The sequence below is a fragment of the Paraburkholderia tropica genome (assembly GCF_914484835.1).
Lineage (GTDB): Bacteria > Pseudomonadota > Gammaproteobacteria > Burkholderiales > Burkholderiaceae > Paraburkholderia > Paraburkholderia tropica_A.
The window spans coordinates 56,478-79,627 of the sequence record NZ_CAJZAR010000095.1 but is presented as its reverse complement, the minus strand read 5'-3'; the positions used below and the strand labels follow the sequence as shown (position 1 = coordinate 79,627).

The 23,150-nt window shown below is 63.8% G+C and carries 20 protein-coding genes; 10 read left to right on the top strand and 10 right to left on the bottom strand.

All coding sequences use genetic code 11. From position 1 onward, the window contains the following. Nucleotides 1-50: 50 nt before the first annotated feature. From pnp to LDO54_RS34925, 3 genes are all read right to left on the bottom strand, one after another. Nucleotides 51-2,198, bottom strand: coding sequence for a polyribonucleotide nucleotidyltransferase (gene pnp / locus LDO54_RS34935; RefSeq protein WP_224017024.1), 2,148 nt, complete (start codon nucleotides 2,196-2,198; stop codon nucleotides 51-53). 362 nt (nucleotides 2,199-2,560) lie between these two features. After that, a complete protein-coding gene (gene rpsO / locus LDO54_RS34930; RefSeq protein ID WP_027795476.1) occupies nucleotides 2,561-2,830 on the bottom strand; it encodes a 30S ribosomal protein S15 in 270 nt (89 codons plus the stop codon). A gap of 186 nt (nucleotides 2,831-3,016) precedes the next feature. Continuing rightward, entirely contained in the window at nucleotides 3,017-4,330 is a 1,314-nt protein-coding gene (locus LDO54_RS34925; protein ID WP_224017021.1) for a branched-chain amino acid ABC transporter substrate-binding protein, read from the bottom strand. A 183-nt stretch (nucleotides 4,331-4,513) separates the two neighbouring features. Here LDO54_RS34925 and LDO54_RS34920 point away from each other — a divergent pair, with 183 nt between their 5' ends. Beyond that, nucleotides 4,514-5,083, top strand: a complete 570-nt coding sequence (locus LDO54_RS34920; protein ID WP_224017019.1) for a hypothetical protein — start codon at nucleotides 4,514-4,516, stop codon at nucleotides 5,081-5,083. Between the two features lie 122 nt (nucleotides 5,084-5,205). On the opposite strand, the gene LDO54_RS34915 is transcribed toward LDO54_RS34920, so the two are convergent. The 7 genes from LDO54_RS34915 to LDO54_RS34885 all read right to left on the bottom strand — a co-directional run bounded on the left by LDO54_RS34915 (nucleotide 5,206) and on the right by LDO54_RS34885 (nucleotide 15,139). Beyond that, complete coding sequence (locus LDO54_RS34915) at nucleotides 5,206-6,756, bottom strand: 2-isopropylmalate synthase (RefSeq protein WP_224017017.1); 1,551 nt, start codon at nucleotides 6,754-6,756, stop codon at nucleotides 5,206-5,208. Nucleotides 6,757-7,103: 347 nt separating this feature from the next. Continuing rightward, the gene (pssA, locus tag LDO54_RS34910; RefSeq protein WP_224017015.1) at nucleotides 7,104-7,979 is read right to left on the bottom strand and encodes a CDP-diacylglycerol--serine O-phosphatidyltransferase; all 876 of its coding nucleotides are present in this window, start codon (nucleotides 7,977-7,979) and stop codon (nucleotides 7,104-7,106) included. Between the two features lie 11 nt (nucleotides 7,980-7,990). Next, on the bottom strand, nucleotides 7,991-8,644 hold the full coding sequence (locus LDO54_RS34905) for a phosphatidylserine decarboxylase (protein WP_035534386.1): 654 nt from the start codon (nucleotides 8,642-8,644) through the stop codon (nucleotides 7,991-7,993). A gap of 117 nt (nucleotides 8,645-8,761) precedes the next feature. Next, nucleotides 8,762-10,462 carry a group II intron reverse transcriptase/maturase gene (gene ltrA / locus LDO54_RS34900; protein WP_224017013.1) on the bottom strand — a complete coding sequence of 567 codons (1,701 nt, stop codon included), beginning with the start codon at nucleotides 10,460-10,462 and terminating at the stop codon, nucleotides 8,762-8,764. Nucleotides 10,463-11,625: 1,163 nt separating this feature from the next. Then, on the bottom strand, nucleotides 11,626-12,642 hold the full coding sequence (ilvC, locus tag LDO54_RS34895) for a ketol-acid reductoisomerase (RefSeq protein WP_028218528.1): 1,017 nt from the start codon (nucleotides 12,640-12,642) through the stop codon (nucleotides 11,626-11,628). Between the two features lie 114 nt (nucleotides 12,643-12,756). Continuing rightward, nucleotides 12,757-13,248: an acetolactate synthase small subunit gene (gene ilvN / locus LDO54_RS34890; protein WP_091998307.1), complete on the bottom strand. Its 492-nt coding sequence runs from the start codon at nucleotides 13,246-13,248 to the stop codon at nucleotides 12,757-12,759. A gap of 115 nt (nucleotides 13,249-13,363) precedes the next feature. Continuing rightward, the gene (locus LDO54_RS34885) at nucleotides 13,364-15,139 is read right to left on the bottom strand and encodes an acetolactate synthase 3 catalytic subunit (RefSeq protein WP_224017012.1); all 1,776 of its coding nucleotides are present in this window, start codon (nucleotides 15,137-15,139) and stop codon (nucleotides 13,364-13,366) included. Between the two features lie 470 nt (nucleotides 15,140-15,609). Here LDO54_RS34885 and LDO54_RS34880 point away from each other — a divergent pair, with 470 nt between their 5' ends. The 9 genes from LDO54_RS34880 (at nucleotide 15,610) to LDO54_RS34840 (ending at nucleotide 23,104) form a co-directional block, all read left to right on the top strand. After that, nucleotides 15,610-16,173, top strand: a complete 564-nt coding sequence (locus LDO54_RS34880) for an RNA polymerase sigma factor (protein WP_224017009.1) — start codon at nucleotides 15,610-15,612, stop codon at nucleotides 16,171-16,173. Then, a complete protein-coding gene (locus LDO54_RS34875; protein WP_224017007.1) occupies nucleotides 16,170-16,601 on the top strand; it encodes a DUF3619 family protein in 432 nt (143 codons plus the stop codon). The genes LDO54_RS34880 and LDO54_RS34875 overlap by 4 nt, the downstream gene beginning before the upstream one ends. Nucleotides 16,602-16,626: 25 nt before the next feature. Continuing rightward, nucleotides 16,627-17,436, top strand: a complete 810-nt coding sequence (locus LDO54_RS34870) for a DUF3106 domain-containing protein (RefSeq protein WP_224017005.1) — start codon at nucleotides 16,627-16,629, stop codon at nucleotides 17,434-17,436. A 161-nt stretch (nucleotides 17,437-17,597) separates the two neighbouring features. Further along, nucleotides 17,598-18,143: an RDD family protein gene (locus tag LDO54_RS34865; protein WP_224017003.1), complete on the top strand. Its 546-nt coding sequence runs from the start codon at nucleotides 17,598-17,600 to the stop codon at nucleotides 18,141-18,143. 268 nt (nucleotides 18,144-18,411) lie between these two features. Then, complete coding sequence (locus LDO54_RS34860) at nucleotides 18,412-19,362, top strand: UDP-2,3-diacylglucosamine diphosphatase (RefSeq protein ID WP_224017001.1); 951 nt, start codon at nucleotides 18,412-18,414, stop codon at nucleotides 19,360-19,362. A gap of 249 nt (nucleotides 19,363-19,611) precedes the next feature. Continuing rightward, nucleotides 19,612-20,643 (top strand): glycosyltransferase family 4 protein, encoded by a 1,032-nt coding sequence (locus tag LDO54_RS34855; protein WP_224016999.1) that lies wholly within the window; start codon nucleotides 19,612-19,614, stop codon nucleotides 20,641-20,643. A 69-nt stretch (nucleotides 20,644-20,712) separates the two neighbouring features. Then, a complete protein-coding gene (locus LDO54_RS34850; RefSeq protein ID WP_224016987.1) occupies nucleotides 20,713-21,507 on the top strand; it encodes a diacylglycerol kinase in 795 nt (264 codons plus the stop codon). A 284-nt stretch (nucleotides 21,508-21,791) separates the two neighbouring features. Then, nucleotides 21,792-22,523 (top strand): TetR/AcrR family transcriptional regulator, encoded by a 732-nt coding sequence (locus LDO54_RS34845; RefSeq protein ID WP_224016984.1) that lies wholly within the window; start codon nucleotides 21,792-21,794, stop codon nucleotides 22,521-22,523. Then, nucleotides 22,520-23,104 carry a TIGR00730 family Rossman fold protein gene (locus tag LDO54_RS34840; RefSeq protein ID WP_224016981.1) on the top strand — a complete coding sequence of 195 codons (585 nt, stop codon included), beginning with the start codon at nucleotides 22,520-22,522 and terminating at the stop codon, nucleotides 23,102-23,104. The genes LDO54_RS34845 and LDO54_RS34840 overlap by 4 nt, the downstream gene beginning before the upstream one ends. Nucleotides 23,105-23,150 lie beyond the last annotated feature (46 nt).

Below are 23,150 nucleotides of genomic sequence, written 5' to 3'. Positions count from 1 at the left end.
AAAACGGCCGGCGCGCTCATCGCGCTGCCGGCCGTTTCAGACTTGCCGCCTTACTGCTGCGGTTCGCCTTGCGGTGCGCCGCCGTTGGCTTGCTCGTTGAGCAGTGCCTTCGCCGACAGACGCACACGACCCTTCTCGTCCGTCTGGATGACCTTGACCTTGACGATCTGGCCTTCCTTCAGGTAGTCGTTGATGTCCTTGATGCGCTCGTTGGCGATTTCGGAGATGTGCAGCAGGCCATCCTTGCCCGGCAGCAGGTTCACGATCGCGCCGAAGTCCAGCAGCTTCAGAACCGCGCCTTCGTACACCTGACCGACTTCGACTTCAGCCGTGATGTTCTCGATGCGCTTCTTCGCTTCGGCCATGCCTTCGCTCGAAGTCGAAGCGATCGTCACGACGCCGTCGTCCGAGATGTCGATGGTCGTGCCGGTTTCTTCCGTCAGCGCGCGGATCACCGAACCGCCCTTGCCGATCACGTCGCGGATCTTTTCCGGGTTGATCTTGATGGTGATCATGCGCGGAGCGTAAGCCGACAGCTCCGTGTTCACGCCCGACACCGCCGAGGTCATCTTGCCGAGGATATGCAGACGGGCTTCGTGCGCTTGCGCGAGCGCGACCTGCATGATTTCCTTGGTGATGCCCTGGATCTTGATGTCCATCTGCAGCGCGGTCACGCCAGCTTCCGTACCCGCCACCTTGAAGTCCATGTCGCCGAGGTGATCTTCATCGCCGAGGATGTCGGTCAGCACCGCGAACTTGTTGTCTTCGAGGATCAGGCCCATCGCGATACCCGCGACGTGCGCCTTCATCGGCACGCCGGCGTCCATCAGCGCAAGGCAGCCGCCGCAGACCGAAGCCATCGACGACGAACCGTTCGATTCGGTGATTTCCGAAACGACGCGGATCGAGTAGCCGAATTCTTCGGCGCTCGGCAGGCATGCGACGAGCGCACGCTTGGCCAGACGGCCATGGCCGACTTCGCGGCGCTTCGGCGAACCAACACGGCCCGTTTCGCCGGTCGCGAACGGGGGCATGTTGTAGTGGAGCATGAAGCGGTCGCGGTACTCGCCTTCGAGCGCGTCGATGATCTGTTCGTCGCCCTTCGTGCCGAGCGTCGCGACGACCAGCGCCTGCGTTTCGCCACGCGTGAACAGCGCCGAACCGTGAGTGCGCGGCAGCACGCCGGTGCGGATTTCGATCGGGCGGACCGTGCGCGTGTCACGGCCGTCGATACGCGGCTCGCCGTTCAGGATCTGCGAACGGACGATCTTCGCTTCGAGGTCGAACAGGACGTTGCCCACCGAAGCCTTGTCGGCCGCGACGGTGCCAGCAGCCGCTGCGTCTTCTTCGAGCTTCGCCGACGTTGCTGCGTAGACTTCCTTCAGCTTGGCCGAACGCTGTTGCTTGTCGCGCAGCTGGTACGCGGCGAGCAGGTCGCTGTGAGCGATTTCCGTCACGCGTGCGATCAGCGCTTCGTTCTTCGGGGCCGGCTGCCAGTCCCACTCGGGCTTGCCGCCGTCGCGAACCAGTTCGTGGATCGCGTCGATCGCCGTTTGCATCTGCTCGTGGCCGAACACGACCGCACCGAGCATCACGTCTTCCGGCAGCTGATCGGCTTCCGATTCCACCATCAGCACCGCGCGCTCCGTGCCGGCGACCACGAGGTCGAGGCTCGACTGCTTGCTTTGCGAACGCGTCGGGTTCAGGACGTATTCGTTGTTGATGTAGGCCACGCGTGCGGCGCCGACCGGGCCGTTGAACGGCAGACCCGAGATCGCCAGCGCAGCCGACGCGCCGATCAGCGCGGGGATGTCAGCCGGGACTTCCGGGTTGATCGACAGGACGTGGATCACGACCTGGACTTCGTTGTAGAAGCCTTCCGGGAACAGCGGACGCAGCGGACGGTCGATCAGGCGCGAAATCAGCGTTTCGCCTTCCGACGGACGGCCTTCGCGGCGGAAGAAGCCGCCGGGGATCTTGCCGGCCGAATAGGTCTTTTCGAGGTAATCGACGGTGAGCGGGAAGAAGTCTTGACCCGGCTTCGCGGTCTTGGCGCCGACGACGGTCGCGAGCACCACGGTGTCTTCGACGTCGACGATGACGGCGCCGCTCGCCTGACGGGCGATTTCACCGGTTTCGAGGCGCACATTGTGCTGGCCCCATTTGAATTCCTTCACGACTTTATTGAACATGGTCATGGCCACTCACTCCTTACTCATTTGTTATGCGGCGCCCGCACACGCGGACGTCACGGCAAGCCAAGGTTCCGGCACCGCGCGGGAAGAGGAGTGTTATGCCATTCCAGCGGAGCGCGCGGGTGCGTTGGGCGCGCCCTCGCGGCCATTGGCCGCGCACGATCTGCTGGAATGACACAAAGCTCTGCCCCGAAGTCCGGCCCTGGCTGCTTGGTGCTGCACTACTGCCTTGTTTGTACTGCCTTGTGTTGCCTTGTGCTGCCTTGTACCGCTAACCGGCACGCATCGCGAGAAGCGTACCGTTCAAAAACAAAATGCCTGTATCAGTGGAACTGACACAGGCATCTTTCTGGAAGACCTTCCGGTTACTTGCGCAGACCCAGCTTTTCGATCAGAGCGCGGTAACGATCAGCGTCCTTACCCTTCAGGTAGTCGAGCAGCTTGCGACGGCGGCTAACCATGCGCAGCAGGCCACGACGGCTGTGGTGATCCTTGGCGTGCGACTTGAAGTGGCCCGTCAGTTCGTTGATACGCGACGTCAGGAGTGCAACCTGAACTTCGGGCGAACCCGTGTCGCCGGTGCCGCGTGCGAATTGCGCGACGATGTCGGACTTCTTGATATCTGCTACGGACATTTGCTTTTCCTTTGAAACAAACAAGCGGTCACGGAAGAACGGCCGTGCCGTGGTTAGTTGCAACTACGAGGTTTTTACGACAGCTTTACTGCGATACAGCCTTGCCGAGATTTTCGACAAGGCGCGTATTGTAGCACAGCGCCGATACGCCGCGAGCCCGCCTGTCACCACGGATTCACGACGCGTTCACGGGCGCTTCATCGTGCAGACCGTCGCGGGCGCCGTGCGCTCCGCCGGCAGCGCCAGCACGGTGCGGAAACCGTAGCCCGAGCCCTCGTTGTCGTAGCGCACGCCCGGCGTGCCCTGCTTGTCCATCTGCATGACGTAAAGGGGCTGGATCGCCTGATGGTCGTCGGCGCGCATCAGGATCGGATGGAAGCCGTTGTCGAAACGCAGCCCTTCGAGCGCCTTCGCCACCGCCGCCGGATCGGCCGAACCGGCCTTCGTCATCGCCTGCGCGAGCATCTCGACCATCATCGACATGCGCAGCACCGGGTAGTCGTCCTGAGCCGCCGGGTAGCGCGCGCGGAATGCCTTGTACCACGCGTCAGAGGCCGCGCCGCCCGCGTTCGGGTGCCAGTCGGCCACGGCGATCACGTGCTTGACGCCCGCGTCGCCGAGCGCCGCCGGAGCGCCGAGGCTGTTGCCGTAGAAGGTGTAGAACTTCGCGTCGAGACCCTGCTCGCGCGCCGCCTTCACCAGCAGCGTGAGGTCGTTGCCCCAGTTGCCCGTGACGACCGCATCGGCGCCCGCCGCGCGGATCTTCGCGATATACGGCGCGAAATCCTTCACGCGCCCGATCGGATGAAACTCGTCGCCGACGACCGCGATATCGGGCCGATCCTTCGCCAGCGCCGCGCGCGCGAGCGTGCTCACGTCGTGGCCGAAGCTGTAGTCCTGATTGAGCAGGTAGACCTTCTTGACCGACTTGTCGGCGGCGATCACGTCGGCGAGCGCGTCCATGCGCATGCCCGCGTGGGCGTCGAAGCGGAAGTGCCAGTAGCTGCAATTCGCGTTGGTGAGCGCGGGATCGTCGGCGGAATAGTTGAGGAACAGCTCGCGGTTGTCCGGCTCGCGCGAGTTCTGACGGTCGATGGCCGTCACCAGCGCCGCCGCCACCGCCGAGCTGTTGCCCTGCATGACGAAGCCGATATGGCGGTCCTGCGCCGCGCGCAGCTGCATCAGCGCGGCTTCGGTGCTGCCCTTGCTGTCGAGCACGACCAGTTCGAGCGGATGCCGCCCGTCGGGCAGCGCCACGCCGCCCTGCGCGTTCACGCGCTCGACGCCGAAACGCAGATTGCGCTCGACCGCCGCGCCCGCATCGGCGAACGGGCCGGACATGCCTTCGATCAGCGCGAGCGGGATCGGCTTGCCGGTTGCCGCCGCCGCGTTGGCGACGTTGGCGGCGTGCGCCGCGCCGGGCGCCACTACGCTCATGAACGCCGCCAGCGTCAACAGCGCCGGAGCGCGGGTGAAAAATCGCGTGAATCGTGCCGTCATGCGCTCTGCCCTCTCGCTTCGCAAACTCGAATGAAGCGCGGATCATAGGGCGCACCGACGCACGCCCGCAAGCCCGCCGTCATCGCGACGTGTCAAAATAACGGTTCCATATTCGGCTCCATCACGCACGGCGCAGCGCAGCTTGCGCGCGCGCCGCCGCGACGGCGCCCTCGGGGAGTCCCCATGTTCGACCGCCTTTTCTCCACGCTCAGCGCACTGAGCACACGAGCCGCACTGACGCACCGGATTCCACTCGCGCCGCGCCGCGCCCTGCTCGCGGGCCTCGGCGCGCTCGCGCTCGCGGGCTGCGCGCAGCCGTGGCAACAGTTCCACGCGGGCGACGACGCCCAGGCCGTGATCGCCCGCTTCGGCCAGCCGCGCGAAGTCTACGATTTGCCCGACGGCGGCAAGCGCCTGATGTGGCCGACGCAGCCGATGGGCGAAGTCACCACGGCCGCCGACATCGACAAGAACGGCAAGGTCGTCAACGTGCGCCAGGTGCTGCAGCCGAACGAGTTCTACAAGGCCGAGATCGGCAAATGGACCCGCACCGATGTGCTCGTGAACTTCGGCCGCCCGGTCGAAACCGCCTATTTCCCGCTGATGAAGAAAGAAGCGTGGACTTACCGCTATCTGGAAGACGGCGTCTGGTACATGCTCTACAGCTTCTATTTCGACGATCAGGGCATCCTGCGCCTCACGCAGAAAACGCCCGATCCGCTGCACGATCCGGATGTGCGCGCCCATTTCTGATCCGACCGGGCTGATCCGACCGGGTCCGATCAGCGAGCCGCAAAACAAAACCCCCGCGCTCTCGCGAACGCGGGGGTTTTTCATTGGCGCGCGCCGCACGCAGCGACGCGCCGCTCAAGCGCTTACGACAGCTGCGGATTGAGCTTGTTCGTGTCCGACGAGTAGAGCTTGTTGAGCGCCGAGATATACGCCTTGGCCGATGCCGCGACGATGTCCGGGTCCGTGCCCACGCCGTTCACGATGCGGCCGCCCTTCGACAGACGCACCGTCACTTCGCCCTGCGCCTGCGTGCCGGTCGTGATCGCGTTCACCGAGTAAAGCAGCAGTTCCGAGCCGCTGCCCACTTCGGTTTCGATCGCGTTGAAGGTCGCGTCGACCGGGCCGTTGCCCGCGGCTTCGCCCGTGACTTCCGAACCGTCCGCCGAGAACACGATGCGTGCATGCGGGCGCTCACCGGTTTCCGAACGCTGCGAGAGCGCGATGAACTTGTAGTGTTCCTTCTCTTGCTGCTCGGCCGATTCCTCGGTGACGATCGCCATGATGTCTTCGTCGAAAATCTCCGACTTGCGGTCGGCGAGTTCCTTGAAGCGGGCGAACGCGCTGTTGAGTTCGGCTTCGCTTTCGAGCTGCACGCCGAGTTCCTGGAGACGCTGCTTGAACGCGTTGCGGCCCGAGAGCTTGCCGAGCACGATCTTGTTCGCGGTCCAGCCCACATCTTCCGCGCGCATGATTTCGTAGGTGTCGCGCGCCTTGAGCACGCCATCCTGGTGAATGCCCGACGCGTGCGCGAACGCGTTCGCGCCCACCACCGCCTTGTTCGGCTGCACCACGAAACCGGTGATCTGCGAGACGAGCTTCGAGGCCGGCACGATCTGCGTCGTGTCGATGCCGAGGTCGAGGCCGAAGTAGTCCTTGCGGGTCTTCACGGCCATGACGATTTCTTCGAGCGAGGTATTGCCCGCGCGCTCGCCGAGACCGTTGATCGTGCACTCGACCTGACGCGCGCCACCGATCTGCACGCCGGCCAGCGAGTTCGCCACGGCCATGCCGAGGTCGTTATGGCAATGCACCGAGAACACCGCCTTGTCCGAGTTCGGAATGCGCTCGCGCAGCGTCTTCACGAGGTTGCCGTAGAGTTCCGGCACGCCGTAGCCGACCGTATCGGCGATATTGATCGTGGTCGCGCCTTCGTTGATGACGGCTTCGAGCACGCGGCACAGGAAGTCCATGTCCGAGCGGCTGCCGTCTTCCGGCGAGAACTCCACGTCGTTGGTGAACTTGCGCGCGAAACGCACCGACAGCTTCGCCTGTTCGAGCACCTGTTCCGGCGACATGCGCAGCTTCTTCTCCATGTGCAGCGGCGACGTGGCGATGAAGGTGTGAATGCGGAAATGGTCGGCGGGCTTGAGCGCGTCGGCGGCGCGCCGGATGTCCTTGTCGTTCGCACGTGCGAGCGAGCAGATCGTGCTGTCCTTGATCATGCCGGCGATCGTGTGGATCGCGTCGAAGTCGCCGTTCGAGCTGGCCGCGAAGCCCGCTTCGATGATGTCGACCTTCATCCGCTCGAGCTGCTTCGCGATGCGGATTTTCTCTTCCTTCGTCATCGACGCACCGGGCGACTGCTCGCCGTCACGCAACGTCGTATCGAAAATGATGAGCTTGTCTGCTGCCATTTTGGGTCTCCGGGGGGGACTTGTTCAGTGTCTAAAAACGGATTTTGGGTGTTCGCGCCACCGATGGCGACGCTGACAATGAACGAGGCTTACGGAGGGCGAGCGAGATCAGCGCGGCAGGCGCGCTAGCGCTAGCGTGCTTAGCAGCGCGCCGGCTTGAAGGGAAAAGAGGGGGAACTGGATGGTGTCCATCAGCTGACTATAGCCGGAAACCGGCGATAGCGCAATCCGATACGACCAGTGCACGCCAGCCACCGACCTGGCGTCGGAAAAAGAAAAAGGGCCGCGCTCGCGCGTGGCCCTTTCAACGTGTATCCGGCGGAAAAAACCGCCCACCCCGGCGCTCCCTAGCGCTCGCGCGGCGACGACCGCGCCGGATTGGCGCGCCCGCGCAGGCCCTGGTACGCCCAGAACACATAGCCCGAGAGACCGTAGAGCACGAACAGGCCGAACAGCATCAGCGGCGGATCCGACGACACCAGCACGAACGCCACCACCACGAGCAGCGTGGCCGCGAACGGCACGCGATGCCGCACGTCGAGCGCCTTGCCGCTGTAGAACGGCGCGTTCGACACCATCGTCACGCCCGCGTAAATCGTCAGGACGAAGGCGACCCACGGCAGCCACGACAGCTTCACCGGCACGCGGTTATCGGTCGCGAGCCAGACGAAACCGGCGATCAGCGCCGCGGCGGCCGGGCTCGGCAGGCCCTGGAAGAAGCGCTTGTCCACCGAACCGATGTTGGTGTTGAAGCGCGCGAGCCGCAGCGCCGCGCCCGAGCAGTAGACGAAGGCCGCGAGCCAGCCCCAGCGCCCGAGATCCTTGAGCACCCACTCGTACATCACGAGCGCCGGCGCGACGCCGAACGACACCATGTCCGACAGGCTGTCGAACTGCTCGCCGAACGCGCTCTGCGAGTGCGTCATGCGCGCGACGCGCCCGTCCATGCCGTCGAGCACCATCGCGACGAAAATGGCGATCGCCGCCACTTCGAAGCGCACGTTCATCGCCTGCACGACCGCGAAGAAGCCGCAGAACAGCGCGGCGGTCGTGAACGCATTGGGCAGCAGATAAATGCCGCGCTTCTTCAGGAAATCCTGGCGCGCGGCACGACGGCTCGCCGCCACGCCGACCTGCTCCTGAACCGCCTTGTTGCGGCGAAACGGGCGCGGCAGCGGGCCGCCAGCGGGATTGCGGGGACGACGCGGTTTGAATCCGGCCATACCTGCCCTCCTTATGCCGATTGGGTCGGCAATTCGGCGAGGATCGTCGACGAGGCGGACACCTTCTCGCCGATCGACACGCGCGGACGGCTACCCACCGGCAGATACACGTCGACGCGCGAGCCGAAGCGGATGAAGCCGTAGCGCTGGCCGCGCGAGAGCGGCTCGCCTGCGCGCACGTAGCAAAGAATGCGGCGGGCGATCAGGCCGGCGATCTGCACCGAGGTGACGGTCGTGCCGTCGGCCATCGTCAGCACGACGGCGTTGCGTTCGTTCTCGGTCGACGCCTTGTCGATGGCGGCGTTCAGGTACGCGCCCGGGAAATATTCGACCTTCGCGACAGCGCCGTCGACGGGCGAGCGTTGCGAATGGACATTGAAGACGTTCATGAACACGCTGATCTTCAGCGCTTCACGGTTGGCATACGGGTCGTGCGCGGTTTCCACGGCGACGATGCGGCCGTCAGCGGGGCACAGGACGGCGTTGGCCTGGGTGGGAATCGGGCGCGGCGGATCGCGGAAGAACTGGACGACGAAGATCAGGATCAGCCAGAACGGCCATGCGAGTCCGAAGCCTGCGACCGCATGGATCAAGAGCGCCACGACGGCCGCAATGGCGATGAACGGCCAGCCTTCGCGCGCGATGATCGGATGAGGGTAATTCATGGTGGCTTCGCTGTTATTTGGAGGGTAGCCCCCCTTCCTCGCGGAAAGAGAGCCCCCTAAGAACCGTACGTGCGAGTTTCCCCGCATACGGCTCCAATCTACGATCAAAGCCCAGTCTTATGACCGGGCCGGCTTAGTTAGCGCAATTTTACCTACATGCACCTGCCGGTGACAGTCGGGATGTAGTAGCACTCGGTTGAACAGAGCATCAGAACCCCCATGCACCCGATATTCCAGGTGATGGTTGTGCCAGCCCGTCTCCTTCGTCAAAGCACCGCCACAGTGCGCACATAAACCGCCCTGCGACATGTACAGCGATACCCATTGCTTCCGGTGCCGCATTGATCCTTCCATGCGTGCCTGACGCAACTGCTCGCCATACTGCTCCCACTCAGGATCAAAGGGATTGAAGTCGCCTTTGATCTTCCTGTGCCGCCTGATTGATGTATCGCGCAGCTGATACAACTCGTTCAGGCCTTTACTGCCATCGTCTCGAACCACGGGAACAGCAAAGATCCACGCGCGGTCGCCGTCTGAGTGGAAGTACTTCTTTCGCACCCAGCCAGCACCCTTGTTCGGATGTCGCCGTTTCGACCACCACCAGAGTCTCCGAAAGACTAGAGACTCCATGCGGGAGTACGCCTGCTTGGCCACCACGCGGCTGTGATACTGCGCCCAACCTCGTAGCATCGGGTTCAGCAGTTGGATCAAATCCTCCTGCCGCACCGTCTTATTGCCGCTGATCGTCTCCGATACCTTGCGATAGAACGCTTGCGCGTTCTTCTTGCTCGGTTTGATGAGTAGCTTTCCCGAGTACTTCCGGAAATTCCACCCTAGGAAGTCGAAGCCTTCGTCAATATGCGCGATGCGCGTTTTCTCCTCAGAGAGCCGCAAGCCTCGTACCGCGAGGAATGCTTCCACCCAAGGTCTGACTTCACGCTCCAGCACCTCTCGCGAGTCGCCGGTAATCACGAAGTCATCCGCGTACCGCACCACATTTACCTTCAGCTTCTTCGCCTTCGCGATCCCGAATTTCGCAACTAGTTGCGCAATCAGTTCTCGCTCCAGTCCGTTCAGCGTCACGTTAGCCAACGTCGGGGAGATGATGCCTCCCTGCGGCGTACCGGCCTCTGTCGCCTGTAGCTGGCCTTTGTAAATCAAACCAGCCTTCAGCCACTTCCGGAGGATTTCCTTGTCCATAAGGACATGGCTTATCAACCAGTCGTGACTGATGTAATCGAAGCATCCCTTGATATCCGCCTCCAATACCCATCGGGCGGAGCCCTTCTGGGACATGGCAACAAATATCTGTGACATGGCGTCAGCCGTGGAGCGATTGATTCTGAACCCATACGAGTTCGGGTCGCTCGTGGACTCTGCCACTGGCTCCAAGGCCAGCAGATACAGAGCTTGCATCGCTCTGTCCCGCATGGTCGGAATGCCCAGAGGGCGTTCCTTCCCATTGGCCTTAGGGATAAAGACTCTGCGTAAGGGCAGAGGCTTATATCCACGCCGCTTCAATTTGCCGACAGCTTCCCATCGGCTCTCAGGCGAATCCCACAGTTCGCGATCGACTCCCGCCGTCCGCGCACCTTGGTTCTGCGTAACACGTCGTACCGCGTACAGCTTTGCGGACAACGTGCGAGTCAGCATCCTTTGCAAAGCTCTCCCTTTGCGCCAGTTGCCTTCCCGCGTCGCCTTCGCAATTCGAACCTGCATCCCTCTCACATTCCGTTCAACCCGCCGCCAATCTACGGCGTACCAGTTGTCCGGCGCGTGGGAAAGCGCAGACCCATCCTTACGGACAGATACTCTCATGCTGCTCTCCTAGTCGAAGAAGTGATCCTCCGCGGAGAGCAACACGTCCCTTACGGGAGCGCTTTGCTCCCGCTTGGGATAAGAACATCACTGCCGATCCGGAAGCCCGGCAGTTTCACTTTTTGCTAAGGGGTCAGTCAGCCATCTTGCGACGGTAGACCAGACGGAAGTCTGCCCGCTTTCGCGTGGGGTAATGTCTCAACCCCTATCCGGATCGTTACAACCCGGCTTTCGCTTTCTCCGTCATCCCATACCTGCACAATCCACAGCGTTCCTCACGGTTCGCCTGCCAGCCATGCTGCACTGGCGACCATACAGGCTTACCACGTTCCCGGCATGTCACACGACCGACTTAGGTTCTGCCTATCCCCCGGCGGTCTCCGACGACGTAACCCGAATTTCAAGCGGGCTATCCGACCGCACACCGTTTGGTTGATGCCTGTCAGCAGCTTTGGCACCGTCCTACTTACGAGGTTTATCAGCAGTTCACATACGTTAACCATATCAGCCAGCCTAGCTCCTCGACCCCTGCGCTGCTTGGAGTCTCCGGACGACTGTCTCGCGACAGTCATCCGCCCGAACTTCCGGGGGCTACATTGTCAGAAGAGCTTCACACCCCACCGTTGCCAGTGACGCATGTCTTCCTAGGCTACTGCTGGTCGTACAGCAGGTTCGCTACTCACCTGTAATGCCAGTGAGTTCGAACAATGACACACCGAACTTTCGCTCGTATCGTCTAGCGACTCCGTTGCCTGACGGCGCAGGAATTGCAAACATCACCCCACCCTGTCGGCGGAGATGAAGCCGCTGACTGGGCGGGACCTGACGGTAATCAGGTCAATGCAATGCGGTAATCGGCCAACTGCACCGAGTCCCGCTTTCACTAAAAAGCGTGCTCATGAAGAGCACGTCTACTTCTCAAAATTGCGGCCCACAAGGAGGCCGCCTGCGGAGGGCATGGTGATCCGGCCAAGGCCGTTTCAATAACCCTCTAGTCGATGCCCCGTAACGTGGGGCTGACGGACACGAGCGTGCGTGTCGCACTAAAAACCGTAGGATAGCAAAAGCCGCCCAGGGTTCGTCCCACCTGGGCGGCTTTTGTTGGTACTCGTTGTCGCGAAGCGGCGCAAAACCGCACGCGAGGTCGTACTCAGTCCGTCAGATTAGTTCTTCGACTGGTCGACGAGCTTGTTTGCGGCGATCCACGGCATCATCGCGCGCAGCTTTGCACCGACCGTTTCGATCTGGTGCTCGGCGCCCAGGCGGCGGCGCGATTGCAGCGTCGGTGCGCCGGCCTTGTTTTCCAGGATGAAGCTCTTGGCGTATTCGCCGGTCTGGATGTCCTTGAGGACGTCCTTCATGACCTTCTTCGTCTCTGCCGTGACGACGCGCGGGCCCGTCACGTATTCGCCGTATTCGGCGTTGTTCGAGATCGAGTAGTTCATGTTGGCGATGCCGCCTTCATAGATCAGGTCGACGATCAGCTTCAGTTCGTGCAGGCACTCGAAGTACGCCATTTCCGGCGCGTAGCCCGCTTCCACCAGCGTTTCGAAGCCAGCCTTGATCAGCTCGACCGTACCGCCGCACAGCACGGCTTGTTCGCCGAACAGGTCGGTTTCGGTTTCTTCGCGGAAGTTCGTTTCGATGATGCCGGCACGGCCGCCGCCGTTCGCTGCTGCGTACGACAGGGCGATGTCACGTGCTGCGCCCGACTTGTCCTGGTGGACAGCGATCAGGTGGGGCACGCCGCCGCCTTGCGAGTACGTACCGCGAACCGTGTGGCCCGGAGCCTTCGGCGCGATCATGATGACGTCCAGATCCGCACGCGGGATCACAGCGCCGTAGTGAACGTTGAAGCCGTGCGCGAATGCGAGGGCTGCGCCGTTCTTGATGTTCGCGTGGACTTCCTTCGCGTAGACGTCGGCGATCTGCTCGTCCGGCAGCAGCATCATGACGACGTCGGCGCTCTTCACCGCTTCGGCCACTTCCTTGACCTGGAGGCCGGCGTTCTCAGCCTTGCTCCACGATGCGCCGTTCTTGCGCAGACCGACGGTGACGTTCACGCCGCTGTCTTTCAGGTTCAGCGCGTGTGCGTGGCCTTGCGAGCCGTAACCGATGATCGTGACCTGCTTGCCCTTGATGAGGGAGAGATCGGCGTCCTTGTCGTAGAAAACTTTCATGTTGGTTCCTTGGCGAGAGTCTGGTGAATTTCGGTACTGCTATTAGCTTTGCTGCACCGGATGCGATCAAAAACGCATCCGGTCAAGTTTCGGTGCAAGATCGACTGAGTCGGGTCACACCTTCAGAATGCGCTCTCCGCGCCCGATGCCCGAGCCGCCCGTGCGGACGGTTTCGAGAATCGCGGTGGCGTCGAGCGCCTCGATGAACGCGTCGAGCTTGTCGCTCGCACCCGTCAGTTCGATCGTGTAGGTCTTTTCGGTGACGTCGATGATGCGGCCACGGAAAATATCCGCCATCCGCTTCATCTCCTCACGTTCCTTGCCGACCGCCCTTACCTTGATCAGCATTAGCTCGCGCTCGATGTGGGCGCCCTCGGTAAGGTCGACCACTTTCACCACCTCGATCAGGCGGTTCAGATGCTTCGTGATCTGTTCGATCACGTCGTCCGAGCCAATGGAAACGATGGTCATGCGCGACAGCGAACGGTCTTCGGTCGGCGCCACCGTCAAGGTTTCAATGTTGTAGCCGCGTGCGGAGAAGAGTCCGACGACGCGCGACAGCGCGCCCGGCTCGTTTTCCAGCAGAACGGAAATGATGTGTCTCATGATGTGATCCGCGATTTATCCAGTTGAGCGTGACTGCCGCCCTTCCCCGCGAACCCGCGCGCCCGTTGTGTGGACGCGCGCCGCGCGGGGTTGGAACGGCGCCGTGCAAATACCGTTACAGGTCTTCCGAGCCGAGCAGCATCTCGGTGATGCCCTTGCCGGCCTGAACCATCGGCCAGACGTTTTCGGAAGGGTCGGTCTGGAAATCGAGGAACACCGTGCGGTCCTTCAGGCGCAGCGCTTCTTTGAGCGCCGGCTCCACATCGGCCGTCTTTTCGATCCGCATGCCGACGTGGCCGAACGCTTCGGCGAGCTTCACGAAGTCAGGCAGCGCATCCATGTACGAATGCGAATAGCGCTTGCTGTATTCAATCTGCTGCCACTGGCGGACCATGCCGAGGTAGCGGTTGTTCAGCGAAATGATCTTCACGGGCGTGTCGTACTGCTTGCAGGTCGACAGCTCCTGAATGCACATCTGGATCGAGCCTTCGCCCGTGATGCACAGCACATCGTCGTCGGGGTGGGCCATCTTCACGCCCATCGCCGCCGGCAGGCCGAAGCCCATCGTGCCGAGACCACCGGAGTTGATCCAGCGGCGCGGCTGGTTGAAGCGGTAGAACTGCGCGGCCCACATCTGGTGCTGGCCGACGTCCGAACACACGAAGGCGTTGCCGCCCGTGAGTTCCCACGCCTTTTCGACCACGTACTGCGGCTTGATGATCTCGCTCGAACGGTCGAACTTCAGGCAGTTCTTTTCACGCCAGCCTTCGATGTCCTTCCACCAGTCGGCCAGAGCCGCCGTATCGGGACCGTGTTCGGCGTGCTGAAGCTGCTCGATGAGCTCCTTGAGCACTTCCTTGACGTCGCCGACGATGGGGATATCGACCTTCACGCGCTTCGAGATCGACGAGGGGTCGATGTCGATGTGAATGATCTTGCGCGGACGCGACGCGAAGTGCGCCGGGTCGCCGATCACGCGGTCGTCGAAGCGCGCGCCGATCGCGATCAGCACGTCGCAGTGCTGCATCGCCATGTTGGCTTCGTAGGTGCCGTGCATGCCGAGCATGCCGAGGAACTTGCGGTCGCTCGCGCGATAGCCGCCCAGACCCATCAGCGTGTTCGTGACCGGATAGCCGAGCAGGTCGGCGAACTGGTTCAGTTCGCGCGACGCATCCGCGAGGATGATGCCGCCGCCGGTGTAGATGTACGGACGCTTGGCCGAGAGGAGCAGCGAAACCGCCTTGCGGATCTGCCCCGAATGGCCCTTGGTGACCGGGTTATACGAGCGCAGCGACACGCTCTTGACCGGTTCATACGCGCACGGCGTCTTCGACACGTCCTTCGGAATGTCGATCAGCACAGGGCCGGGACGGCCGGTGCGCGCAATGTAGAAAGCTTTCTTGACGGTGGCGGCGAGGTCGCGCACGTCCTTCACGAGGAAGTTGTGCTTCACGCAGGGACGCGTGATGCCGACCGTATCGCACTCCTGGAACGCATCTTGACCGATGGCAGCAGTCGGCACCTGGCCGCTGATGATCACCATCGGGATCGAATCCATGTAGGCCGTTGCGATGCCGGTCACCGCGTTGGTGACGCCAGGACCCGAGGTCACGAGACACACGCCGACGTTGCCGGTCGAACGCGCATAGGCGTCGGCCGCGTGCACGGCTGCCTGTTCGTGGCGCACGAGAACGTGCTGGATTTTGTCCTGCTTGTACAGCTCGTCGTAAATGTAGAGCACCGAGCCGCCGGGATAACCCCAGATGAATTCGACCTGCTCGTCGGCGAGCGCCTTCATCAGCACGGTTCCGCCGATGGAGTTGTGAGCTTGAGGGTCAGATTCTTGCGAGGGGGGGACCGACGTGGAGAATTCCGCGCTAGGCATGTTCATTCATTCACCTTTCGAATTTTCGGCAAAAAATTGATCGGGTGCTCTCTGCCGGGCTTGTGGCTCGGGTTCAAGCGGCGCGTCCAGTTGACAGATGGGCTTCTTGGGCTCATCTCAATTGAGACAGTCACTTATGTTGCGAACCGTCGAAGATAGCGGCTCGACAGCATTCGGTCAAGCGCTTATTGCCGATTCGCCGTGCATTTTTGAAAGACAGGCATAAACGTTGCGCGGGTGCCGAATTCGCCAGTGTGGCACTTGCACGCCTCGACACGCTCCAGATCGGGTAAAGTGCGCGGCAGCGGCGCCGGACACGATCCCCGCCGCACCCGCGCAAGCCGCGCCCGGCCTGACGCGAAACAGCTGCGCGGACAGCCGGCTCACCTGCCGGCGCGAAAATTTGCTAGCATCCGCGAGTTTTACGACATTTTTCGAACGATTACGCGTACGCTGGTGGCGGCGCCCTGCAACGGATGGCATCAGACAAGGAACTCGCCGATTTCCTGGCGGGCGTCGAAAGACGCGCGTTCAAGCAGACGGTCTACGCCGTGCGCGACGACGACGCCTCGCTCGACATCGTGCAGGACGCGATGATCAAGCTCGCCGAGAAATACGGAGACCGCACCCCCGCCGAACTCCCGCTGCTCTTCCAGCGTATTCTGCAGAATACGATGCACGACTATTTTCGTCGGCAGAAAGTACGCAATACGTGGGTGAGCCTGTTCTCCTCGCTGAGCGGCGCCGACGACGAGGATTTCGACCCGCTCGAAACCTTCGAGGCCGAGTCGGGTTCCCCCGGCGCGGAGAGCAGCGAGCAGCAAATGGAGCGCGCCCAGGTCCTCCAGCTCATCGACGACGAAATCCAGAAATTGCCAGCACGTCAACGGGAGGCGTTTCTGATGCGTTACTGGGAAGATATGGATGTCGCCGAAACCGCCGCTGCCATGGGCTGTTCCGAGGGCAGTGTGAAAACGCACTGCTCGCGGGCCACGCACACGCTGGCTCAGGCGCTCAAGGCCAAAGGAATCACGCTATGAGCTCCGCTATCGATAAACAAGAACTAGAGTTCGTGCAGGAGCTGCGCCGCGCGCTCGACGAGAGCGCCGCCAGCCTGCCCTCTGCCACCACTGTCCGATTGTCCGCCGCCCGCAAGGCCGCGCTCGCCCGCAAGAAGGCCGAGCCGGTGCTCGTGCGCGCGCCGGCGCTGGCCGCCGCGGGTGTCGGCGCCATCGGTGGCGTGCCGGGCGGCCTGCCGGCGCCGCGCCGCCGTTCGGCGCTCGCGCGCTTCGCGCTCGCCTGGCCGCTCGCCGCGCTGGTGGCCGGACTCTTCGCGATCGCCTACTTCGAAGACCAGCAACGTACTGCGGAACTCGCCGATATCGACGCGGCCATGCTGAGCGACGATCTGCCGCTCACGGCCTATCTCGATCACGGCTTCAACGCGTACCTGTCGCGCTCGCACTAACACGAAAAACCGGGGGATTGTCGGGGTGAGTTACAAGCGCGGCCTGGCCGTTGTCATTGGATCTGTGGTCGCGGCGCTGGTGTCGTACGCGGCAACCTACCCGCGCTTTCATCCCGAGCTCGCCGCGCCGGAAGCCGCCAACGCGGCGAACGCGCCCGCGCCCGGCTCCGCCTCCAGCGCCGTTGAGCCCGCCGCCGCGCCGCAGCCTGACAACGGCAGTCCGCTCGCCTGGTCGCGCCTGAGCGACGCACAGCGCGTCGCACTCGCGCCGTTCGCCGGCGAATGGGACCGTTTCAGCGACGAACGCAAGCGCAAATGGCTGCGGATCGCCGCACGTTACCCGAAAATGACGCCCGAAGCGCAAAAGCGCTTGCAGGAGCGCATGGCCGAATGGGTCCGCATGACGCCCGAGCAGCGCCGCGTCGCGCGTGAAAACTATCAGGTCTCGAAGGAACTGCCCCCACAGGCGCGTCAGCGCGCGTGGAAGGCGTATCAGGAACTCTCCGACGAACAGAAGGCGAAGCTCGCGGCCAGCGAGCGCAAGCGCCGCACGGTCGTCAGCGCGCCGCCGAGCGGCAACAAGAGCGAAATCCGCGACATCGAGCGCCTCGTGAACGAACGCGAGCACCGCGCCCATTCGCGCACCGCGGCCGGCGCTTCGGGCGTCAATGGCGCGCCGTCTCCCGCGCTGCCCGTGCAACCGGGCTCGTCCGGTCAGAACGGCGTCCCGGCTACGGCCGCCGGCTCCAGTATTCCCGCCGCCGGCAGCTTCGAACCCGCCGTGCCGGTGCCGGTGTCGCCCGCCGAAGCGCCCGCCGCGTTCAAAGGCTCCTGAGCCGCGTATTGGCACGTTTCGGCGCGGTTCGGCCACTGCGCTCCACCGCCGCCAAACCCGATCGCCATGCGTTCGCCTGGCATTAGCACGCGTTTCGTCCTGCCCGCGTTCGCGGTTATTCTTGCGGTGTCCCGCCCTCATTCCGACACCGCGACGCCAACGTGACCGACCGCGCTTCCCCCGCTCTCCCCGTTTCCGTCTCCGCGGATTCCGGCGGCTCCAGCCCACTCGCCTCGCCCGTCACCCTGCGCCGCCGCCTCGCTTCGCTCGTCTACGAAAGCGTGCTGCTGTTCGGCGTGATCTTCATCGCCGGGCTCGCCTTCAGCCTCGTCATGCAGCAGCGCAACGGCTACACCTACCATCGGGCGATGTCCGCGTGGATCGTGCTCGTGGCCGGCATGTACTTCGTCGGCTGCTGGCATCGCGGCGGGCAGACGCTGCCGATGAAAACCTGGCGCATGCGCGTCGTCGGCCCCGACGGCGCGCCGCCGACGATTGGCCGCGCCACGCTGCGCTATCTGGCCGCCTGGCTCTGGTTCCTGCCGCCGCTCGTGCTGCATCCGCTGCTCGATCTCACGATTCCCCACACGCTCGTGCTCGAAGCCGTCTGGTTCGCACTCTGGGCGGCGGCGACGCGGCTGGATCGCGCACGCCGGTTCCCGCACGATCGCCTCGCAGGCACGCGCATCGTCGCCGTGCCGCGCTGAAACCGGAAGGCCCGCGGCGGCGAAAATGCGGAAAACCACCGCAAGCGCGCGACGCCGCGTTGCCGCCAAACCACGTCATCGAAACGTCATGCGGCACGGCGCACGCGCCGCCGCCAGCCTGCGCGGCGACGCAACGCCAGGCCCCGCGCGGCCTTTGCCACCGGCCGCTCGCCTGTCCTGGACCCCGTAACAAGACCTTCTTGTGACTGTCACGGCGCGGTCACGGCCACATGGCGCAATGCGCACATTGCAACCTGCCGCGTGAGCCATGGCCCAGAAGACGACCGCGACCCCTCTTTTCCGGCAGACGTCCGGCCCGGGCGCCGATTCCGCCGCCTTCCACTCCGGTCCGAGCGCCGCGACGCTCGCCACCCCACCGTTGCCCCTTCAGGCCGACACGTCGTCCGACTCTCACGACGACGATCACCCCTCCCCGCATCGCTACCGCACGATCTGGCTCTCCGACATCCACCTCGGCAGCAACGGCTGTCAGGCGAACTATCTGCTCGACTTCCTGCGCCACAACGACTCGGAGTACCTGTACCTGGTGGGCGACATCATCGACGGCTGGCAGCTGCGCAAGGGCTGGTTCTGGCCGCAGGCGCACAACGACGTCGTGCAGAAAGTGCTGCGCAAGGCGCGCAAGGGCACCCAGGTCGTCTACATCCCCGGCAATCACGACGAGAGCGCGCGCCAGTTCTGCAATCTCGCGTTCGGCGACATCCACGTGCGCGAGGAAGCGTTCCACACGACGCTCGCCGGCAAGCGCCTGTGGGTCGTGCACGGCGATCTGTTCGACGGCGTGATCCAGCACGCGAAGTGGCTCGCCTACCTCGGCGACTCGGCCTATACCGTGATCCTCGTACTGAACCGCTGGTTCAACCGCATCCGCGCGAAGCTCGGTTTCCAGTACTGGTCGCTCTCTCAATATCTCAAGCACCAGGTGAAGAACGCCGTGAACTTCATCTCGTCGTTCGAGCGCGTGATGACCGACGAAGCGCGCCGACGCGGCTGTGACGGCGTGGTCTGCGGCCACATCCACAAGGCCGAGATCCGCGAAATCGACGGCGTGCTGTACTGCAACGACGGCGACTGGGTCGAGAGTCTGTCGGCGCTCGTCGAGACCTTCGATGGCGAATTGCGCATCGTCTACTGGACGGTGATGCAGTCGCCGCAGGCGCAAGCCGCCAGCCGCAAGGCGCGCGTGAGCGCCGCCTGACCGGCGCGGCCGCCGCTCGCCCGCTTCCCCCGAGCCCCGCTTGAACGCCCGCCGCCTTCCATCCGCACGACCGCCCGCGCGCACGAACACGCGCGCCGGGCTTCGTGTCATCGGGCTGCGTGCCTCGCTTCGCTTTCCGCCAGCATCGCGCACGCGCGCCGTGAACGGCTCGGACACGGCATCGGCCGCGCTCGTCCGCCATGGCGCGCCGACGCCACACCAACCGCACCAACAGAGGGCCTCCGACCAATGAAAATCATGATCGTGACCGATGCATGGGAGCCGCAGGTCAACGGCGTAGTCCGCACGCTCAAGAACACCACGCGCGAGCTGATCGCGCTCGGCCATCAGGTCGAACTGCTCACGCCGCTCGAATTCCGCACGATTCCGTGCCCGACCTACCCGGAAATCCGGCTCTCGCTGTTTCCGCGTCGTCATCTGCGCGAGCGCATCGACGCCTTCGGCCCCGACGCGATCCACATCGCGACCGAAGGCCCGCTCGGCCTCGCCGCGCGCCGCTACGCGATCGACCACGATCTGCCGTTCACGACCGCCTATCACACGCGCTTTCCCGAGTACGTGCAGGCGCGCTTCGGCATTCCGCTGTCGGCCACCTATCGCTTCCTGCGCTGGTTCCACAAGCCCTCGCTCGCGGTGATGGCGCCCACGCCCGTCGTGAAGTCCGACCTCGAAAAATTCGGCTTCACCAACGTCGTGCTGTGGACGCGCGGCGTCGACCTCGAAATCTTCCATCCGATGGACTCGAAGGTGCTCAACACCGCGCGCCCGATCTTCCTCTACGTGGGCCGCGTGGCCGTGGAGAAGAACGTCGAAGCCTTCCTCAAGCTCGATCTGCCGGGCTCGAAGTGGGTCTGCGGCGAAGGTCCGGCGCTCGCCGAACTGAAGTCGCGCTATCCGCAGGCCAACTATCTGGGCGTGCTGAGCCAGCCCGAGCTGGCGAAGGTCTACGCGGCCGCCGACGTGTTCGTGTTCCCGAGCCGCACTGATACCTTCGGCCTCGTGCTGCTCGAAGCACTCGCCTGCGGCACGCCGGTGGCGGCCTATCCGGTGACGGGCCCGATCGACGTGCTCAGCGGCGGCGACGCCGGTTCGATGAACGAGGACCTGCGCGAAGCCTGCCTCGAAGCGCTCAAGATCGACCGCGCGACGGCGCGCGCCTGGGCCGAGCGCTTCTCGTGGCAGGCCGCGTCCGAGCAGTTCGCCTCGCATCTGAAGCCGCGCCCGCGCGCGTCGATGCAGGAAAGCAGCGCGGCGGCCTGAGCGCGCCGCGCGGCAACCAGGCACCAGGCACCCGGCACCCGGCACGAAGCGCATGGAGCGAAGCGAGCGATGAAGCGACCCCACGCCATGGACGGCCCCGACGCACCCCGTGCCGACGAAGCCGAAGGCGGCGTGCAAACGCTGCCCGATTTACCCGATCTGTCCCACGACGACGGCGACGCGCGCGCGGCGCGCGCCGCGTCGCGCGCTTCCTCAGACGTTTCCGACGCAACGGCCAATCATGCGTGCGATACTGCGGCATCCACTCGCACTGATATGGCCCCTCGTCCCTCGACCCCGCCGCAGCCGTCTTCCGCGCCTCGCGATCCGCAGGCGACGCACGCCGCCCAACCCTCCGGCGCACCGCAGCCACAGGTCCACGCGATCCTGCCCGAGCCGCCCGAGCCCGCGCATCTGCACGAGCCGCTGAGCCCCGACGATCCGCTCGCGCCCGCGCCCTTCAATCCGTACAAGGGCAATCGCGGCGTCACGCGCGCCTGGAAGGCGCTCAAGTATTCGATCAAGGGATTTCGCGCGGCCATCCGCGAGGAAAGCGCGTTTCGCCAGGAACTGACGCTCGCGGCGATCCTCGTGCCGATCGGCATCTTCGTGCCCGTCGATCCGGTCGAGCGCGTGCTGCTGCTCGGCTCGGTGATGCTGGTGCTGATCGTCGAACTGCTCAATTCGAGCATCGAAAACGCCGTCGACCGCATCGGGCTCGAACGCAACGAACTCTCGGGCCGCGCCAAGGATCTCGGCAGCGCGGCCGTCACGGTCGCGCTCCTCACCTGCGTGATGACGTGGGGCTTGATCCTCGTGCCGCGCTTCGGCCCGTCGCTGCTGCACTGGCTGCAATCGCGCTGATGCGCTGAAGCTGCACGGAATCCGCGCCGGATCCGCCCCGACTCCAGGGCAGATCCAGGCGCAATCCAGACGGAATCCGGCCCGAATCCAGGCGCACGCCCCGTCCGCCCTTGCGCGACGCGTGCGCCGCCTCTACTCTCCATTCCTTGCGGGTGCGTTTTGCGCCCCCAGCGTCGGTTTATAATCGAACGACAGTCTTAAAAAAGACCAACCGCGACCGGGCACACTACGCAACGCATCAGCGGCAGCGCGCCACGCCCGGCGCCGCACATTCAGGGCCGGACATGGAAGCCAAACCTCCCCGCCGTACACGCGAACGGATTCTTGAGTTGTCGTTGAAACTGTTCAACGAGATCGGCGAGCCGAACGTCACCACGACGACCATCGCCGAGGAAATGGAGATCAGTCCAGGCAACCTGTACTACCACTTCCGCAACAAAGACGACATCATCAACAGCATCTTCAGCCAGTTCGAGCAGGAGATCGAAAAGCGTCTGCGTTTCCCCGACGACCATCGCGCCACCATCGACGAGATGTGGGCGTATCTGCAATACATGGTCGATTTCACGTGGCGCTACCGCTTCCTGTACCGCGACCTGAACGATCTGCTCGCGCGCAACCGCACGCTGGAGATGCACTTCAAGCAGATCATCAGCCACAAGGTGCACTTCGGGAAGGAGTTCTGCGATCAGCTCGTGGAAGACGGCGAGATGGTGGCCACGCCCGCCGAGATCGGCGTGATCTCGACCAATATCGGCGTGATCGCGACTTACTGGCTGTCGTACCAGTTCGTGATGAACCCGCGCAAGTACAACGACCAGGAAGCGATCCGCGACGAACTCCACCAGGTGAGCGTGCAGATCGTGTCGCTGATGGCGCCGTATCTGCGTGGCCGCGCGAAGCAGCTGTTCGACGATCTCGTCTCGGGCAAGCTGCCCAAGCGCGAGTTCTACGACTATCTGCCGCCGCGCGACGGCGCACCGGCCAGCAAGGACAGCAAGGAAACCCGCGAATGAAAGCAGTCTGTGTGTATTGCGGCTCCTCGAATGGAGTCGATCCGAAGTATGGCGACGCGGCCCGCGCGTTCGGCCGCGCGCTGGTTGCGGCGGACCTGGGCCTCGTCTACGGCGGCGGCAAGGTCGGCCTGATGGGCATCATCGCCGACACGGTGATGGGCGAAGGCGGCCGCGCGATCGGCGTGATCCCCGAATTGCTGGTGGACAAGGAAGTGGGCCATAACGGCCTGACCGAACTGCACGTCGTGCCCGACATGCACCACCGCAAGAAGATGATGGCCGATCTCTCCGACGGCTTCGTCGCGATGCCCGGCGGCGTCGGCACGCTGGAGGAGCTGTTCGAGGTCTACACGTGGGCGCAGCTCGGCTATCACCACAAGCCGGTCGGCGTGCTCAACATCGACGGCTTCTACGATCCGCTCGTCGCGCTGCTCCAGCACACCGTGCGCGAAGGCTTCATGCGCGAGACCAACCTCGATCTGCTGCAATTCGACAGCGATCCCACGGCGCTGATCGGCAAGCTCCAGCGCTATCACGCGCCCGCGAAGGACAAGTGGGCCGAGCTGCGCGAAAACGTCTAACGCGCGCTTAATTCGCGTTTAAGGCGCCCTTCCGGCGCACTCGACT